The 15,301-nt window shown below is 70.7% G+C and carries 13 protein-coding genes and 2 pseudogenes; 6 read left to right on the top strand and 9 right to left on the bottom strand.

Features of this window, described 5'->3' with window-relative positions; translation table 11 throughout:
- Window positions 1-14: 14 nt before the first annotated feature.
- Window positions 15-158 (top strand): annotated as a pseudogene (locus tag AB0915_RS19835) (diguanylate cyclase); the annotation flags it as partial.
- 43 nt (window positions 159-201) lie between these two features.
- Here AB0915_RS19835 and AB0915_RS19830 read toward each other — a convergent pair.
- Both AB0915_RS19830 and AB0915_RS19825 read right to left on the bottom strand, forming a co-directional pair.
- Window positions 202-468: a hypothetical protein gene (locus AB0915_RS19830; protein ID WP_366139215.1), complete on the bottom strand. Its 267-nt coding sequence runs from the start codon at window positions 466-468 to the stop codon at window positions 202-204.
- Between the two features lie 276 nt (window positions 469-744).
- Window positions 745-1,296 (bottom strand): glycoside hydrolase family 25 protein, encoded by a 552-nt coding sequence (locus tag AB0915_RS19825; RefSeq protein ID WP_366692324.1) that lies wholly within the window; start codon window positions 1,294-1,296, stop codon window positions 745-747.
- Between AB0915_RS19825 and AB0915_RS19820 the strand changes: the two genes are divergently transcribed.
- Window positions 1,295-2,146, top strand: coding sequence for an NAD(P)-binding domain-containing protein (locus tag AB0915_RS19820; RefSeq protein WP_366692323.1), 852 nt, complete (start codon window positions 1,295-1,297; stop codon window positions 2,144-2,146). The two genes, AB0915_RS19825 and AB0915_RS19820, sit on opposite strands and share 2 nt — an antisense overlap.
- A gap of 103 nt (window positions 2,147-2,249) precedes the next feature.
- Here AB0915_RS19820 and AB0915_RS19815 read toward each other — a convergent pair whose 3' ends face one another.
- Window positions 2,250-3,128 carry an oxidoreductase gene (locus AB0915_RS19815; protein ID WP_366692322.1) on the bottom strand — a complete coding sequence of 293 codons (879 nt, stop codon included), beginning with the start codon at window positions 3,126-3,128 and terminating at the stop codon, window positions 2,250-2,252.
- A 114-nt stretch (window positions 3,129-3,242) separates the two neighbouring features.
- Between AB0915_RS19815 and AB0915_RS19810 the strand changes: the two genes are divergently transcribed.
- On the top strand, window positions 3,243-4,145 hold the full coding sequence (locus tag AB0915_RS19810) for a LysR family transcriptional regulator (protein ID WP_366692321.1): 903 nt from the start codon (window positions 3,243-3,245) through the stop codon (window positions 4,143-4,145).
- On the opposite strand, the gene AB0915_RS19805 is transcribed toward AB0915_RS19810, so the two are convergent.
- Window positions 4,146-5,480: a radical SAM protein gene (locus AB0915_RS19805; RefSeq protein ID WP_366692320.1), complete on the bottom strand. Its 1,335-nt coding sequence runs from the start codon at window positions 5,478-5,480 to the stop codon at window positions 4,146-4,148. It lies immediately after the preceding gene.
- A 320-nt stretch (window positions 5,481-5,800) separates the two neighbouring features.
- Here AB0915_RS19805 and AB0915_RS19800 point away from each other — a divergent pair, with 320 nt between their 5' ends.
- Both AB0915_RS19800 and AB0915_RS19795 read left to right on the top strand, forming a co-directional pair.
- Entirely contained in the window at window positions 5,801-6,262 is a 462-nt protein-coding gene (locus tag AB0915_RS19800; protein WP_366692319.1) for a hypothetical protein, read from the top strand.
- A gap of 14 nt (window positions 6,263-6,276) precedes the next feature.
- A pseudogene (locus AB0915_RS19795) lies at window positions 6,277-6,864 on the top strand (MFS transporter); the annotation flags it as partial.
- 227 nt (window positions 6,865-7,091) lie between these two features.
- On the opposite strand, the gene AB0915_RS19790 reads toward AB0915_RS19795, so the two are convergent.
- On the bottom strand, window positions 7,092-8,468 hold the full coding sequence (locus tag AB0915_RS19790) for an ATP-binding protein (RefSeq protein ID WP_366692318.1): 1,377 nt from the start codon (window positions 8,466-8,468) through the stop codon (window positions 7,092-7,094).
- Window positions 8,469-8,471: 3 nt separating this feature from the next.
- Window positions 8,472-9,149 (bottom strand): response regulator transcription factor, encoded by a 678-nt coding sequence (locus tag AB0915_RS19785; RefSeq protein ID WP_366692317.1) that lies wholly within the window; start codon window positions 9,147-9,149, stop codon window positions 8,472-8,474.
- A gap of 148 nt (window positions 9,150-9,297) precedes the next feature.
- On the opposite strand from AB0915_RS19785, the gene AB0915_RS19780 reads away from it, so the two are divergent.
- Entirely contained in the window at window positions 9,298-9,495 is a 198-nt protein-coding gene (locus AB0915_RS19780; RefSeq protein WP_366692316.1) for a hypothetical protein, read from the top strand.
- Window positions 9,496-9,549: 54 nt separating this feature from the next.
- On the opposite strand, the gene AB0915_RS19775 is transcribed toward AB0915_RS19780, so the two are convergent.
- Genes AB0915_RS19775 through AB0915_RS19765 form a run of 3 tightly spaced genes read right to left on the bottom strand, consistent with a single transcriptional unit; the run spans window position 9,550 to window position 14,916 of the window.
- The gene (locus AB0915_RS19775; RefSeq protein ID WP_366692315.1) at window positions 9,550-10,173 is read right to left on the bottom strand and encodes a 4'-phosphopantetheinyl transferase superfamily protein; all 624 of its coding nucleotides are present in this window, start codon (window positions 10,171-10,173) and stop codon (window positions 9,550-9,552) included.
- Entirely contained in the window at window positions 10,170-10,871 is a 702-nt protein-coding gene (locus AB0915_RS19770; RefSeq protein ID WP_366692314.1) for a BPL-N domain-containing protein, read from the bottom strand. Before AB0915_RS19770 ends, AB0915_RS19775 begins: the two co-directional genes overlap by 4 nt.
- Window positions 10,861-14,916, bottom strand: coding sequence for a Pls/PosA family non-ribosomal peptide synthetase (locus AB0915_RS19765; protein ID WP_366692313.1), 4,056 nt, complete (start codon window positions 14,914-14,916; stop codon window positions 10,861-10,863). Before AB0915_RS19765 ends, AB0915_RS19770 begins: the two co-directional genes overlap by 11 nt.
- Window positions 14,917-15,301: the final 385 nt, after the last annotated feature.

Here is a 15,301-nt window from a genome sequence, read left to right as displayed (position 1 = left end):
CGGTGACCAGCTCGGTCGCTGCGTTCACCGACGGGATCCGGCCCAAACCGGAGACGACCTTCGGCCATGTGAAGGCAGATGTGCTGCAGCACTATGTGCCCGGTTTCGAGCGCGGGGACTTCGTCCGTACGATCCTCGGCTCCCCATGGCCGGAGTGAGCGGGCGCAACCGATCCGCACCGGACTGCGCCGCGGCAGCGGTTCAGCCCGCTTGGGCGATCGCGCCGCGGAGCATGGCCACGGTCGTGGCCGCCGCCCGACGCTCCGTGTCGTCCTCTGTCGTACGCACACGCTCCTCCAGGAGCACAACGGCCGCCTGGAGGACCCCGATGCGCACCGGAACGCTCCGCATTCCGGCCAGTACCGCGGCCGCTTGCTCCGCCGGGGTCACGCTCGAAGCCTGCGGGATGAGGGTGGTGATGCCGCGCCCGAGCGCACGGTCGCGGGGAGGTTGAGCTGCTGAGGTCACCGGAGAAGTCTGCCGCACCGGAACCCTGGATTCGGTCAGCGACTTGGCCGTTGTCCGTCCTCTTCATGGTTGATGTGTACATAGACGCGCCTCAACAGGTATTCCAGCTACGTGCGTTCGTCTTCGGTCAACGGCGCCAGAAGCTCTTCCTGCACGTTCCGGGTGTCCGACTGGATCTCTGCGAGCACACATCGGACCGCCGGTGTCGGTGTGACGGTGACGCGGCGTCGGTCGCCGGCGTCGCGAGCGCGGGCCCGCCGTTGAGGCAGGCAGCGGTCATGGTCGCGCCCAGGTGCGCATGGCGCTGCGTGAGGCGAAGGCGGCCACGTCCTTGTCGAGCGGGTGGTCGGTGTACTGATGGATGCGCCAGGGCGCCTCGATACGGGGATGTCCGGCGGTCACGTAGTCGGCGATCCACAGACCGTCACCGGCATACGACGTGGTGTCGTAGTTCAGCCAGAAGTGCCGGTTGCAGTAGAGCAGGACCCGGTGGTGCGGCCTCAGGCGCTTGACCTCGCGGATGAAGCGGTCCTTCTCGGCATCGCTCGCCCGCGTTCCGTCGCCGGTCACTTCCCAGTCCACGGCGAGCAGATCGCCCGCCTTCTCCGGGGCCTTGCTCACGAAGTACTCTGCTTGCGCGGTGAGGTTTCCCGGCCACAGGAAGTGATAGAAGCCGACCACGCATTCTGCGTCCCTGGCTCGTTTGACCTGTGCGGACAGGTGCGGATTGACGTACGAACCGCCTTCAGTGGCCTTGATGAGAACGAAGTCGAGTCCGTCCGTGTCGAAGGACGACTGATACGAGCTGACATCGACGCCATGCAGCATGGGCACCGCCTTCAAGTGGGCTCTGTGGTTCCGTTTCTCTCTCTGTACGTGCCCGCAGCCGCCGGTTCCCATCCGTCCCTCCCCAGGGGGAACGTTCTTCCGGCCACCCGGAATAGGTCTCCGCATCGGCGAGTTGGTGGAACGACAAGACGGCATTGCACTTCGCAGGCACCATCGGAAGGTCGGATCCATGAAGATCGGCATCATTGGAGCGGGCAACATCGGCGGCAACCTGACTCGGCGTCTCACCGCGCTCGGTCACGAGGTGTCCGTCGCCAATTCCCGTGGCCCGCAGACGCTCACGGCGCTCGCCGAGGAGACCGGAGCCACCCCGGTCACCGTGGCGGAGGCGGCACGAGGGGCGCGCGTCGTCGTCGTCACCATCCCGGTCAAGGCCGTCCCCGGCCTGCCCGCGGGGTTCCTCGACGGGGCGGCGGAGGGTGTGGTCGTCATCGACACCGGCAACTACTATCCGCAGCAGCGCGACGGCCGTATCGCCGCCATCGAGGACGGCCTGCCGGAAAGCAGGTGGACCGAGGAGCAGATCGGTCACCCGGTGATCAAGGCGTTCAACGGCACGTACGCGGAGGACATCCTCTCCAAGCCGCTCCCGAAGGGCAGCCCCGGCCGTCAGGCCCTGCCGGTCGCCGGTGACGACGCGGCCGCCAAGCACACCGTGCGCGACCTCATCGGCGAGCTGGGATTCGACACGGTGGACGCGGGCGGCCTGGACGAGTCGTGGCGCCAGCAGCCCGGCACGCCCGTCTACGGCAACCAGGGCGATGCCGAGACCATCGCAAAGGCGCTGGCCGAGGCGTCCCCGGAGCGTACGGCGGAGTGGCGCGCCTGACGGCTCGGCGCGCAGCTCCGTCCATCGGCGGCGGGGCGGCGACGGGGCGGGTTCCGGTCGGATTTATACCCAAACCCGCCCCTCGTCGGCTTGTGGCTCGCGCTCAGTCGTCGAAGCCCGTGCTGCGGCTGACCTTCTCCCAGGCCACTGTCTCGGCGCGGGCGGTGTCGAGGGCGGCGAAGACCGCGTCGGTCGCGTCGTTGCCGAGCGGCAGCCGCATCGGCGTCCTCTCGGCAGCCAGCGCGGCCAGGATCGCCGCGGCTGCCTTGTCGGGGTCGCCCTCCTGCTTGCCGTCCGAGCCGGGAAGGCTGGTACGGACCGGGCCGACCAACTCCTCGTACGCGGGGATGGCCGCGGTCTGGCGCAGTGCGCCTCCCCCGGCAAACCCGGTCCGGAACGATCCGGGTTCGACGATCAGGACCTTGATCCCGTGCGGGGCCACCTCGGCCGCGAGTGCCTCGGAGAGACCCTCCAGGGCGAACTTGGTCGCCGAGTAGGCGCCGACGCCGGGGAAGGAGAGCCGGCCGCCCATGCTGCTCATCTGCACGATCGCCCCTGAACCCTGGCGGCGCATGTGCGGAAGCGCCGCGCGGACCAGGGCGGCGGGGCCGAAGAAGTGCAGGTCCATCAGATCCCTCAGTTCGCGGTCGGTGGTCTCCTCGACCGCCCCGACCAGCCCGAGACCTGCGTTGTTGACGAGGACATCGATCCTCCCGTACCAGAGCGCCGTGTCGGCGACGACGGCGGCGATACGCGCCTGGTCGGTGACGTCCAGTTGCAGGGCGACCGCTCGGTCGGGGTGTGCGGCGATCAGGTCATCGAGCGCCTCGGGCCTGCGGGCCGTGGCCACGACGGTGTCTCCGGCGGCGAGGGCTGCTGCGGCGATCGACCTGCCGAAACCGGAGGATGCTCCCGTGATCAGCCAGACGCGGCCGGTCGGCTCGGTGCGGGCGTCCGGGGTGGCGGCGGTGTCGGCATTCATTCTTGACTCCACTTGTCCAAAGGGGTGTTGGGCAGTTCTGTTATGTCAGCCGACGCCTCTGTTGGTCCAAGACAAAGCCTCTCTCACTCCATAAAGACGATTTATCATCGCTGGATGGAACTGCGTCAGCTGCACTACCTCACCGTGATCGCCGAGGAGGGGAATCTGGGACGGGCCGCCCAGCGGCTGTACGTCAGCCAACCGGCCCTGTCCTACGCGCTGAAGAGCCTGGAATCGGAACTCGGTGTACGGCTCTTCGACCGGCACGCGGGTGGCGTGGCCGCCACCGCTGCCGGACTCGATGTCATCACCGAGGCCCGTCTCACACTGCTCCAGTCCGAGCGGGTGACAACCGCTGCCGAACGGCACCGGCGCGGCGAGACGGGCGTCCTGCGGGTGGGGTTCGAGGCGAGCGGGGCGGGCGAGTTGACCACTCGGGCCAGGGCGGAGTTCGCGCGGCGTCACCCGGGCGTACAGGTGGCGCCGAAGAGGTACGACTGGGGCCAGGAGGCCGCTGCGCTGCGCGACGGGCTTGCCGATGTCGCCTTTGTCTGGCTGCCCAATGACCTGACGAGGCTGCATGCCGAGGTCGTGCACTCCGAGCCACGGGTCGTCGGTCTGCCGTCCAGGCATCCGCTCGCCGGCCGCTCCGGTGTCTCCCTGCTCGATGTCGCCGACGAACCGCTGATGTGGACGGAGCGGGCGCCTCGCGAGTGGGTGGACTGGTGGGCGGTCAACCCCAGGCCGGACGGGTCGAGCCCGCGCTGGGGCCCGACCAACGACAACGTCGAGGAAATGCTGGAGCAGGTCGCGGAGGGGTCGGCGATCTGCTTCGCACCCTCCAGCATGGCGCAGTACTACGCCCGGCCGGATCTCTCGTGGGTCCCGCTGACGGATGCGGAGCCGCTGCGGACCGTGCTCGCGTGGGTGGACGGCGCGGACAACGCCCTGGTGCGGGGCTTCGCCGAGGTCGTACGTGAACTCGCGGCTGACGCACGTACGTTGCCCTGCGGCTGACTACCGTGCGTCGTCCGGTGCGGCCGGGAGGCTGTCCATGAACGAGCTGACGGAGAACACGGCGCGGCCGGGTCCGGGCGGGCCGTAACCGGGCGGCGAGCTGAGCCCGTACTCCTCCATCGTCGAGCGGTACGCGTCCAGCAGCCGAATGTGGTACTCCAGTGGCGCACCGTCCGGGTTGGTCTTTCCCAGCGGCGTGGTGGGCTCCGGGCACCATGTCGTGAAGCGCGGGGTGATGCCGTGCGACATGAAGAACCGCAGGCCCTCGGTGGTCGAGTCGATGGCCTCGTCAACGGTCGTGAAGCCGAATGGCTCGGCCATCTCCACGCCCGCCACGAAGTTGGGAATGACATTGCGGGCGCCGAAGACCTCAGCGGAGTCCAGGATCCGGCGGTGCCACTCGTCGCGGCCCACGTAGCGCTCCTTGCCGGGGCAGTACAGCTCGAACAGTCGCCGGTCCCACACTTCGTAGTTCGGGTGGTAGATCTGGACGCCGTAGTCGTGGAAGCGCTGGACATCGGCTTTCGGCAGTGCCTGCGCGACGACCTTGCCGATCCAGCGGCCGGGGAAGGCGTCCTCGATCGCCTTGGCGTACTGCCCGTAGAAGTCGGCTTCGTCGCGCCCCCCGATGTGGGAGGTGATGGCGCCGCCGGTCAGGGTGTAGGCGGTGGAGGTCTTCGCGGTGTCGTAGCGGTCGATGATGGCGAGTGCTTCCAGCACCTCCTCGACCGGCTTGACCCCGGTGTAGGGACGTCCCGCCGCCTTGTGCTGGCGCCAGTTGTGGTTGATGTCGCAGTACTGGCACTCCTCCTTGGCACCGAAGTACTGGCAGACGCGGAAGACCGTCAGATAGACGAGGTAGCCCCACTGGATGGTGGGCGCGACCTCCATCACCGACTTGCCGTTGGAAAGCGTGTGCCGGTAGTAGTCCGGCATCGGCGGCAGGCCCACGTCCGAGATCCGCCTGCCGTCCAGGTACAGTCCCAGGACGCCGTCCTCGTCGGCCGCGACGCGGTAGGGCGACGCCGGGTTCACCCGTACCGAAACAACCGTGCGGCGCAGGTCGTACGGGCCTCCGGTGAGCACGATCTCCTCCGGCGGGCGTCGCAGTGCGGCCGCTCCCAGCTCCGGCAGGGTGCCGTGGTCGAAGGAGAAGATGAAGTACGACTTCGGCTTGACGTCGCCGTCCTCGTTGTCACTGAGCGCGGACTCGTCGAACGCCACGCCGCCGCGGAGGAGGTCCTCCTTGATGACGGCTTCCCGCGGCACGTGCGGGAACCGTTCCATGAGCCGCTCGATCAGGTGGGTGCGGCTGGGGTCGTTGCGGCTGGGCATGTACGGGGCTCCTCGGTCCGGTCGTCGAATGTTCTTCCGGGTACGCCACACTCTGCAACGAACCACGGACGTGATCCGTTCGCGACGCCCGTCCGCATCCCTTCGCTTCGCCGTCCGTGGACAGGAGACCTGCGATGCGCCGCACCATGTCCATGTCGGACAGCTTCGTGACCACCGCTGCTCCCAGTACGGTGTACGCGCAGCTCAGCGACCCTCCAGCGAGGGGATGTCGGAGCCCGGAAAGCCGTGGCGACATCGTGATTGGGGAGCGTCGGGATGCATACGTCAGCAGGAGTGCGGGACGGGTAAAGGGGACGCGGATGGGCAGCGAGCGCGACACCGGTTTCGAACCGGCCACCGGGGACGGCCCTTTGGCCCCGGGGCCGGCGGAGAAGCGTGCCGCGTCGGTGCGGACGGCGTGGGAGGGGCTGCTGCAGATCCGACGGCTGACCAACACCGGGCGGGCGGACCCGGAGGGCGTACCGGCTCAGTGGGAGCTCCATCGGATGGTGCGGGCGGTCGCGCTGGCGCTGGAAGCGGCCGGTGTGCCCGCATCGGCCGTTGATGCGTCCGGGCAGCGGGTCGCTTCGGGGTACCGCGTACAGGAGGGCGGGACGCCCGGCACCGTGCGGGTGGAGTGGCTCGGTCCGCCCGGCAGCGGGGCTTCGCACGAGGAGGAGGCGGAACTGACCCGGTGCGCGGCATCGCTGGGGCAACTGGGCTGGACAGCGCTGCTGTACCGCGGGCCGCGACGCCGACGGTTCCTGGAGGTCGAGCCATGAAATGTCACACGCGCATGTACCTGCAGAAGGTCCTCGGTTACGGCTCCGCACGGACCGGACTCGCGATGCTTCCGGCAGCCCTGGTGATCGGCGGGGTGTCCCTGGCGGTCTCGGCCCGCCTCAATGCGCGCTTCGGTGAACGCCGGGTCCTGCTGAGCGGGCTCGTCATGCTGATCGGGGTCCTCGGACTGCTCGCTCGCGTGCCCGTACACGCGCACTACCTCACCGATCTGCTCCCGGTGATGCTGCTCGGGGCCGGTTTCGGTCTCGCCCTCCCGGCGCTGACCACGCTCGGCATGTCCGATGCGAAGGCCGATGACGCCGGGCTCGCGTCCGGCCTGTTCAACACCACCCAGCAGATCGGTATGGCGGTGGGCGTCGCCCTGCTGTCCACACTGGCGGCCTCCCGCACCCAGGGACTGCTCACGAAGGGAGAGAACCGGGCCAGGGCACTGACGGGCGGCTACCACCTGGCCTTCACCGTAGGCGCGGGCCTCCTCGTCGCCGCATTCACCGTCACGTTCACGGTGCTGCGCCCGGTGCGGCCGGTGCGGCCGGACCATCTCCACGCGGCGTCACGGAGCAGCACTCGAAACCTCTGAACGTCCCACCATCACTCCCGCGAAGGGCACGCCATGAGCGCGAACACGGAACGGACGAGCAAGGACCAGCAGCAGCCGGGTAACCGGGCCCGCGCCCCGCGTGCTCACCGATGGGCCACACCCGGGCCTGGTCGCTCCGCGCCCTGTGAAGCCTGAACTGTCCCCACGCTGTTCCAGCACGGACTCGCCCGCGCCGGCCGCATCGAAGTGCACCGCCCCGACGGCGATCACCGGTCCTCTGCCGGCAGCAGGACGACCAGCCGGGCGCCGGGTCGGTTGTCCTCGATGCGGGTGCTGCCGTGATGGGCCGTGACGGTGTCACGGACGATGGCGAGGCCGAGGCCGCTGCCACCGGTGTACCGGGCGCGGGCGTCGTCCAGGCGGGTGAAGCGTCCGAAGACGCGCTCCCGGTCGGCCTCGGGGATGCCGGGGCCGTCGTCGGCGACGACCAGCCGGGCGGTGCCGTCGAGGATGCGGAGGCTCACGTCGATACGGGTGGTGGCGTGGCGCAGGGCGTTGTCCAGCAGATTCCGTACGACACGGGCGAGGGCGTCCTCGTCGCCCTGCACACGTGCCGCGCCGACGGCGTGCTGGTCGATGACGAGCCGGGTGCGGCGGCGGGCCTGGCGCACCTCAGTGAAGACGATCTCGTCCAGGTCGACGGGACGGGTGCGCAGCCGGGGCCGGGCGTCGAGTCGCGCGAGTTGGAGCAGGTCGTCGACGAGCCGGGCGAGCCGTTCGGTCTCCCGGAGCAGGCCGGGGGCGAGGGTCTGCCAGTCGACGGAGCCGGGGTGATGGGCGGCGACTTCAAGGCGGGTGTGCAGGGTGCTGAGGGGGGTGCGCAGTTCGTGGGCGGCGTCCGCGATGAACCTTCGCCGCCGTTGGGTAGCTGTGTCCAGACGGGCCAGCAGGTCGTTGAAGGTCGTGGCCAGCCGGCCGAGCGCGTCGTCGGCGGGCGGTACGTCGACGCGGCGGCTCAGGTCGGACGCGGTGATCTCCGCGGTCTGGGCACGCATGGCGTCCACGGGGCGCAACGCGCGCCCAGTGAGCGACCACACGACTCCGGTGAGCAAGGCGACGACCGCCGGCACGCCCGTGGCCAGACCGACGGCGAGCTGGGCCAGACCGTGATCGACGCTCTCGGTGGGCACGGCCACGTACACGGTCACGGGATTGCGGGCCGTGCCCGCGGGGACGCCGACGGCACGCCACGTCCCGCTGCCCCCCACGGGAATGTTGTGGACGGTGTGGGCCCGCGGAATGCTGGACTCGCTCGCCGGGAAAGTGAACGCCCGTGGCCGACCGCGCAGATTGGCCGAACTGGAGCTCACCTTTCCCCCGGCGTCGACGACCTGTACGGCGACTTCCCCGTGGGCGGTGAGGGGCACTTCCGCAGGGATCCGGTCGCTGTCCTCGTACGATGCCACGACCTGGGCGCTTTGCAGGGCGGTCAGATCGAGACCGCTGATCAGGCTTGCGTGCAGCCAGACGACGAGCAGCGCGGCGGCTCCGGCCAGCCCGGCCGTCATGACCACGGCCGCGGCGGCGGTCAGCCGCAGCCGCAGCGACCGGCAGGCCCACCAGGACCGAACGATGGCGGACATCCGTCACCTCGCACCACTGCGCAGCCGGTAGCCGGCGCCGCGGACGGTCTCGATGGTCCGGCGGTCGAACGGGGCGTCGATCTTGCGCCGGAGGTAGCCGATATACACCTCGACGATGTTGGTGTCGCCGTCGAAGTGCTCGTCCCACACGTGGGAGAGGATGTCCGTCTTGCTGATCACCTCGTCGGGGTGCCTGAGCAGGTACTCCAGGAGCGTGAACTCCCGTGCCGTCAGGTCGATGTCACGGTACCCACGGCGACAGCGGTGACGCGCGGGGTCCAGGGTGAGGTCGCCGGCGGTGAGCACGGCGGGACGGGCGGGTGCTCCGCGACGCAGCAGGGCCCTCAGGTGGGCGACGAGCACGACGTAGGAGAACGGCTTCCTCAGGTAGTCGTCGGCGCCGAGGTCGAGGGCGTCCGCCTCGTCGTATTCCCCGTCCTTCGCCGTGAGCATCAGCACCGGCGTCCAGACCCTGGCCGCCCGCAGCCGTTTCAGGACCTCGTACCCCGACATGGAGGGCAGCATGATGTCCAGCCCGATGACGTCGTAGGGCTCGTGGAGAGCCCGCCACAGTCCGTCCGCGCCGTCGTGTGCGACGTCGGCGACGAAGCCCTCCGCGGCAAGCCCGTCGGCGATCGCCTCGGCGAGTGCTTGCTCGTCCTCGATGATCAGCATCCGCATGGCAGCCTCTCTCCATCCACCGTAGCTCCGGACCAGCGGCTGTTTGCTGAGAGGACCCTGAGGATCGGCTCGGCTCTCAGCCTCCTCTCAGTGCCCCGGTCACAGGCTGGAATCGTCAAACAGGCACGGCCAGGCAGGGTGAGGAACGATGAAGGGCCTCCGAGACGAGTGCCGGGACCGGGACCGGGACACCCGGGAGCGCATGCGGCACGACGACGACCGCGACCGGCGGGCAACCGACGTCCGGCGAGTCGGCGGGCGGCCCGAGGGACGGCGAGAGACGGACCTCGACGAGCGGCAGCGCCTGGTGCGCACGTCGCGCGTCGCCGATCAGCCATTCGGCTGACGGCACAGGCGGCCGGTCCGTGCTCCGCGGGGCGCGGACCGGCCGCCTGTGCCGTCAGCCGCTACGGATGGCGATCGCCGCGGTACGGCTTTCGTCCATGGTGACGTCTGCGATCGTCCAGCCCGGCAGCCCCTCGGCCGGCGCGGCGCCGGTGCCGACATAGTCGGTGGACAGCCCCCGGGTCAGGCCCGTGCCAAGGCCCTTGAGGTAGGCCTCCTCGCGCACCCAGGTCCGGGCGAAGGCCAGGGGCCGCTCGTCCTCGGGAAGGGCCGCGAGTTCGGCCTGCTCCCGCGGGTGCAGGTCAGGGACGAGTCCGGTCACGACGCCGGGCGCGGGGATGCGCTCCATGTCGACGCCGACGGCCGTGTCGGCAAGCGCGAGCAGGCAGCGGTCGCCGCTGTAGGCCAGGGAGAAGTGCGGTGTGCCGCCCACCACAACCGGCCGGCCGTGCGGTGCGCCGCACACCGGGCACGGCTCCTGGGTGAGCGCCACCTGCCGGGGCGCGACGCCGAGCCGGGCGGCGAGGAGGAGGCGCAGTACGGTGTGCGCGGCGACGTACCGGTCGCGGATCATCGCCTGGGCGAAGCCGAGAGCCCGCCGCCGCTCTTCGGCGTGCAGCGACGTCGGCGCAATCCGTGGGTCCGCGCGCACGAGCCACAGGGCGGGCGGCGAGGTCACCCCTGCATCACCGCCTCCACCAGGTCCAGGGCCAGATCCCGGGTGTGGTGAACCGGCAGGCCGTGGTCGGTGTACCAGCCGTCCGTGGCCTCCGGGTGCGGCCCGGTGACCGCCACGCGGCCGCCGCCGAAGGGGGCCACGAGGGCGGCGAGGGTGCCGTTGTCGTAGGTGGCGAGTACCCGGGCGTCGGCGTTCTCATCGAGGACGAAGAGGGGGCCGTCCTGGAAGAACACGGTGCGTGGGCAGCCCCGCCACGACACCCGGACCAGCGTGTTGCCCTCGTCATGGACGGTGGCCCCCGGGGAGGAGATGTACTGGTCGGTATCGCCAGGAAGGAGACCGAAGCCCGGGGTGGCCCCGGCGAGGTAGCCGCCGAGGCAGAATCCCAGATAGCGCCCGCCGTCGTGGACGAAGTCGCGGATCGCCCGGCGCTGCCGCCGCAGTTTCCGGTAGGCGCGGGAGAGCGTGCCGCCCCCGGGCTGGGCGTACAGCGCGGCGTGGGACAGGGACTCGGCCGACAGCGGGAGTGCCTCGTCCGGGCCGGTGAAAAGGACGTCCAGATCCCACGGACCGGAGGCAAGAAGTCCGGCGACCGCCTCGGGGCAGCCGGGCAGCGAGGCCGGCCCTCGATAGACGAGGGCGAGGGGGCGGCGCCCCGCGGTGGTGTCGGAGTGCGCCATGGCTGCCTCAGCTCGCATGCTTCGTCGGCTTGGACCTCGTACGCGGCCCGGTGGCCGCTGCGGTGAGCCCCTCGGCGGGGAGCCCGTGCCAGCTCGTTCCCGGCGTCAGCCGCTCGCCCTTCATGACCAGGGACAGTGCCCCGAGCCGGACATCGGCGCCCACCACCGCGTCGTAGAGCACGATCGTCCGCGGCCCGATGCTCGCGCCGGGGCCGACGGTCACTGTCGACATTTTCATCACGCGGTCCTCGAACAGGTGGGTCTGCAGAGAGACGTGCAGGCCGATCGCGGCGTCGTCGCCCACCTCCACCAGGTCGAACTCGGTGAGGTACGTGGTTCCCATCCAGGTGCGCCGTCCGATGGCGGCGCCGAACCGGCGGAGCACCGGCGGCAGGAACGGCGTCCCCACCAGGAGGGCCACGCCTGCCGGGACCGCGGCCGACTCGAAGAGACCGGTGACGAATTCCGTACGGCGCACGAACAGGCTCCACAGGGGCTCGACGCGCGGCCGGTACCTTCCGGCGACCACCCACTTGGCCAGCGCGCAGTACCCGATGACAGCCAGCACCGCGCCCATGGCGAGGAACGGCGACACGAGCAGCGGCACCAGCAGCCCTGTACGGCGGGCAACGCCGGTCAGGGCGAGCAGGTACAGGAAGGCACTGGTGGCGAGCACCGAGGCGGGCATGGTGGCGCGGAAGAACTCGATGGCCAGGCGGCCGAGCACGGCCTTGCGGGTGGGCCGGAACGTCAGCTCCTCGGGGTACGAACCACTGGCCTGGCGTACCGGCAGCCGCAGTGCGGGCGAGCCCAGCCAGGTGCTGTCGGCGGGCACCCGGTCCGGGGGCGGCACCGTGCCCACTCCGATCAGACTGCCCGGGCCGAGCCGCGCTCCGGCGGGAACGAGCGCCGCGTTGCCGACGAACGCGCGTCCGCCGACCTCGGTGGGCCGGAACGCCATGCGGTCGGCCGCGAAGGTGGCGACGCCGACGCCGGCCTTGTCGGCGACGAAGCTGCCGTCACCGAGGGTGAGCAGGTCCGGGTCGATGTGCGACGCGGTGGAGACTTCGGCGCGCCGGCCGATGCGGGCGCCGAGCAGCCGCAGCCACGGAACCGTGTAGAGCGTGGCGTAGAGCGAGTTGGTGAGGAGCAGGCTGTGTTCCAGCAGCTTGTCGGCGATCCACTTGCGCACGCCGAGTGCCGAGCGCGCCGGGTGGATCCCCAGGGGTGTTCTCGGCAGGACAACCCGCTTCCCGGCGGCGACTGCCAGGCACACCGTGGCCACGAAGACCGGGCCGGACAGCGCGGTGGCGGCCAGACCGGCGGTCGTGCCGACGTGCAGCCAGGCCCACCAGAACACGGCGAAGCTCGGCAGGGGCATGGCGATCACGGCCACTTCCAGCAGGGCCAGGCCGAGCAGGGCGGCGGCCAGCTGCCGCGGGCGCCAGCGGTCCGTCTCGGCTCGGCTTCGCAGCATCGTCTCGACGAGCGGGGAGAGTGCCTCGACCCGGCGTGCGGGCGATCCGACGCGGCGCGCTCCGGCGGGTACCGCCTCATCGGGGCCTGCCACGGACTGCTCGCCGAGCGCGGACCCGGGGCCCAGACACGCGCCGGGCTCGAGGACCGCGTTGGCGCCGACGTACGCCCGCTCGCCGATGGTGATGGGGGCAACCGTGACCCATCCGTCGGTGACCTGCCAGGGGCGAAGCGTGGCGCCGTAGCCGATCGCGGCGTCGCGGTCGATGCGCAGCAAGGTGGGCAGGCCGACGAGGCTGGTGGCGATGGAGGTGCTGGGGCCGATGCGCGCGCCGAGGAGCCGCAGGTAGGGACCCATCAGAGGGGACCCGCTGAGCATCCGCACAGGGCCGATCTCGATCAGCAGCACGTCCAGCGCCCACAGTCGCAGGTAGGTCGCTCCCCACAGCGGGTACCGGCCGGGCCGGATGCCCGCCGCCAGCGGTCGCGCGAGAGCGAGGGGAACGAGCCAGCGTACGGCGGCGTAACCGGCCAGCACGGCGATCGTCGGCCCCACAGCCCCGAAGCCCGATACCTGCCCGTGGTGCAGTGCATAGGAGAAGGCCACCGGTCCCGACAACAGGAAGAGCAGCCCGTAGAAGGCCGCCGCCTGGGCCAGGCCGGCGCGCGCGATCCTCGCGCGGCCGTGCCGCAGGGGCGCCGGGCGGGGCTGCTCCGACGGGCGAGCGGCATCCGCGGAGGCACGCAGGCGTGCCGCGAACGCGCGCACGGTCGGGTTCTCGTACAGGTCGCGCAGTGTGGGGCCGGTCCCGCCGTCCCGGCCGCGCAGCAGCGACACGGCGCGGGCGGCGAGCAGGGAGTGACCGCCGAGATCGGTGAAGAAGTCGGCCTCCGCCGACAGCTCCTCAGATGCGATGCCGAGCGCCTGCGCCCAGGCGCTGCGTACCCTCGTCTCCAGTTCGCCGCGGGCCGGCGCCACGTGGCCGGTGCCGACGAGCCGACGGCCGGTCGGTGCGGGCAGCCGCGTGCGGTCGGTCTTGCCGCTCGGCATGACCGGCAGCTGGTCGAGGAAGTCCAGCGCCGAGGGCACCATGTAGGCGGGCAGCGAGCGCCGCAGGCGCTCGTGCAGCCGGGCGGCGAGGGCGTCGTCGGGAAGCGCGCCGTTCTTGGTGCGCACGACGTAGGCGGCGAGAACGCGGTCGCCGTCGTGCCCGTTGCGCGCGGCCACGAGGGCGGTGCCCGCCTGGGCCACGCCGGGGTCCTCCAGCAGTACGTTGTCGATCTCGTCCAGCGACACCCGGTAGCCGCGGATCTTCACCTCGGCGTCGGCCCGGCCGAGGTACTCGATCTCCCCTTCGTCGGTCATCCTGCCGAGGTCTCCGGTGCGGTACAGGCGGCCGCCGCCGGGCGCCAGGGGGTGCTCGACGAAGCGGTCCGCGGTCAGGTCCGGCCGGCCCGCGTAGCCACGGGCGAGGCCGGGACCGCCCAGGCAGATCTCGCCGACGGCGCCGTGCGGCACCGGCCGGCGCCGCTCGTCGAGGAGGACTGCCGAGTACGTCGGCAGGGGGCGGCCGATGGTCACCGGTCGCCCCGGTAGAAGTTCCTGCCAGGTCGCCGTGACGGTGGCCTCGGTCGGCCCGTATGTGTTGAGGATGCGCCGTCCCGGCCTGCTCCACCGTTGGACGAGTGAGGCAGGGCACGCCTCACCGCCCACGACGACGCTGCGGATCCGCGGGAGGTCGCGCGGGATCGTCGCCAGCAGCGTCGGTACGCAGTACAGCATGGTCACGTCGTGCTCCTCGAGGAAGTCGGCGAGTTCGTCGCCGAGCCGTCCCGAGCCGTCCGGTCCGGCAACGAGCGTGGCGCCGGCCGCCCAGGTGGGCCAGATCTCCTCGATGGAGAAGTCGAACGAGATGGTCATGCCCTGGTACACCCGGTCCTGCGGCCGGACGCCGTAGATCGGGGACACGACGCGCAGGAAGTTGCAGATGCTCGACTGGGCGATCTCCACGCCTTTGGGCCGGCCGCTGGACCCCGAGGTGTACATGACGTAGGCGAGAGGATCATCCTCGTCCCGGGCCTCGGCAGGCGGGCGCGAGGACGCCACTGACGGCAGATCTCCGGCGCACGCGTCGATCTCGATCACCGGGCACACCCGGCGCGGCCCCGCCCAGGTGGCGTCGGCCGCGAGAGCGGACGTGGTCAGCACCACGGTGGCGCCCGCGTCACTCAAGATGAAGGCGACCCGGTCGGGCGGCGCCGCGGGGTCGATCGGCACGAATGCCGCGCCCGTCTTGCAGACGCCCAGCATGTACACGTACATGTCCACGGACCGGGGCAGCAGCAGAGCCGCGCGCCTGCCCGGACCGATGCCGATACTGCGCAGCCGGTGGGCGACTCGATTGGCTCGGGCGTCGAGGCCTGCGTAGGTCAGACGGTGTGATCCGCATTCGAGGGCGACGGCCGACGGTGTGCGGTCGCACGCGTCCTCGAAGAAACAGTGCAGTCTGCCGGTGGTGTCCGCAGCCCTCGGGGCCGTGCGGCCCCGAGCCGGATCGACGGGGAGGGCGACGGTACGCGGGGCCATGGGCTCCATCCTTCCGGTCCACGAGGTGCTCGGTCGTTCCCGGTCACTCCTCCAGCCTGGGTGGCGTCCGCTGAGAGGACGCTGAGAAACGGATCCACGCGTGGCAGCACCGCTCTCCCGGTGGGTGGCCTGCGGCCCCTCCAGCGACCGCACCCGCGCCACCAGGAACTCCCGCAACTCCGCCTCGCCAGCGCATCTTCGGTCGTGAGCCATGGAACCAAGCGTGTTGGTTTTTGTTACTTCTCTTGCCCTTCTGATGAGTTGACCTCTATCTTCATGGCGTCGAATTCATCGGATGTCAAGCTCGGTTCTCAGAAAGGGACACCATGAGATCCATGCAGCCGCGGGGTGCCCGTACTCCCTGCCGCTTCAAGGCGCTTGCCTC

Origin of the sequence: Streptomyces sp. NPDC048411 (genome assembly GCF_040704695.1) — a bacterium.
Lineage (GTDB): Bacteria > Actinomycetota > Actinomycetes > Streptomycetales > Streptomycetaceae > Streptomyces.
The sequence above is the reverse complement of the archived record's forward strand: the minus strand, read 5'-3'. Positions and strand labels throughout refer to the sequence as shown.

Bases quoted from the DNA above. Each gene is read 5' to 3' on its own strand.
- AB0915_RS19815 (WP_366692322.1), bottom strand. From the start codon at position 3,128: ATGAATGCCGACACCGCCGCCACCCCGGACGCCCGCACCGAGCCGACC.
- AB0915_RS19765 (WP_366692313.1), bottom strand. From the start codon at position 14,916: ATGGCCCCGCGTACCGTCGCCCTCCCCGTCGATCCGGCTCGGGGCCGC.
- AB0915_RS19800 (WP_366692319.1), top strand. From the start codon at position 5,801: ATGGGCAGCGAGCGCGACACCGGTTTCGAACCGGCCACCGGGGACGGC.
- AB0915_RS19785 (WP_366692317.1), bottom strand. From the start codon at position 9,149: ATGCGGATGCTGATCATCGAGGACGAGCAAGCACTCGCCGAGGCGATC.
- AB0915_RS19810 (WP_366692321.1), top strand. From the start codon at position 3,243: ATGGAACTGCGTCAGCTGCACTACCTCACCGTGATCGCCGAGGAGGGG.
- AB0915_RS19825 (WP_366692324.1), bottom strand. From the start codon at position 1,296: ATGCTGCATGGCGTCGATGTCAGCTCGTATCAGTCGTCCTTCGACACG.
- AB0915_RS19770 (WP_366692314.1), bottom strand. From the start codon at position 10,871: ATGCGAGCTGAGGCAGCCATGGCGCACTCCGACACCACCGCGGGGCGC.
- AB0915_RS19790 (WP_366692318.1), bottom strand. From the start codon at position 8,468: ATGTCCGCCATCGTTCGGTCCTGGTGGGCCTGCCGGTCGCTGCGGCTG.
- AB0915_RS19805 (WP_366692320.1), bottom strand. From the start codon at position 5,480: ATGCCCAGCCGCAACGACCCCAGCCGCACCCACCTGATCGAGCGGCTC.
- AB0915_RS19820 (WP_366692323.1), top strand. From the start codon at position 1,295: ATGGGCACCGCCTTCAAGTGGGCTCTGTGGTTCCGTTTCTCTCTCTGT.
- AB0915_RS19780 (WP_366692316.1), top strand. From the start codon at position 9,298: ATGAAGGGCCTCCGAGACGAGTGCCGGGACCGGGACCGGGACACCCGG.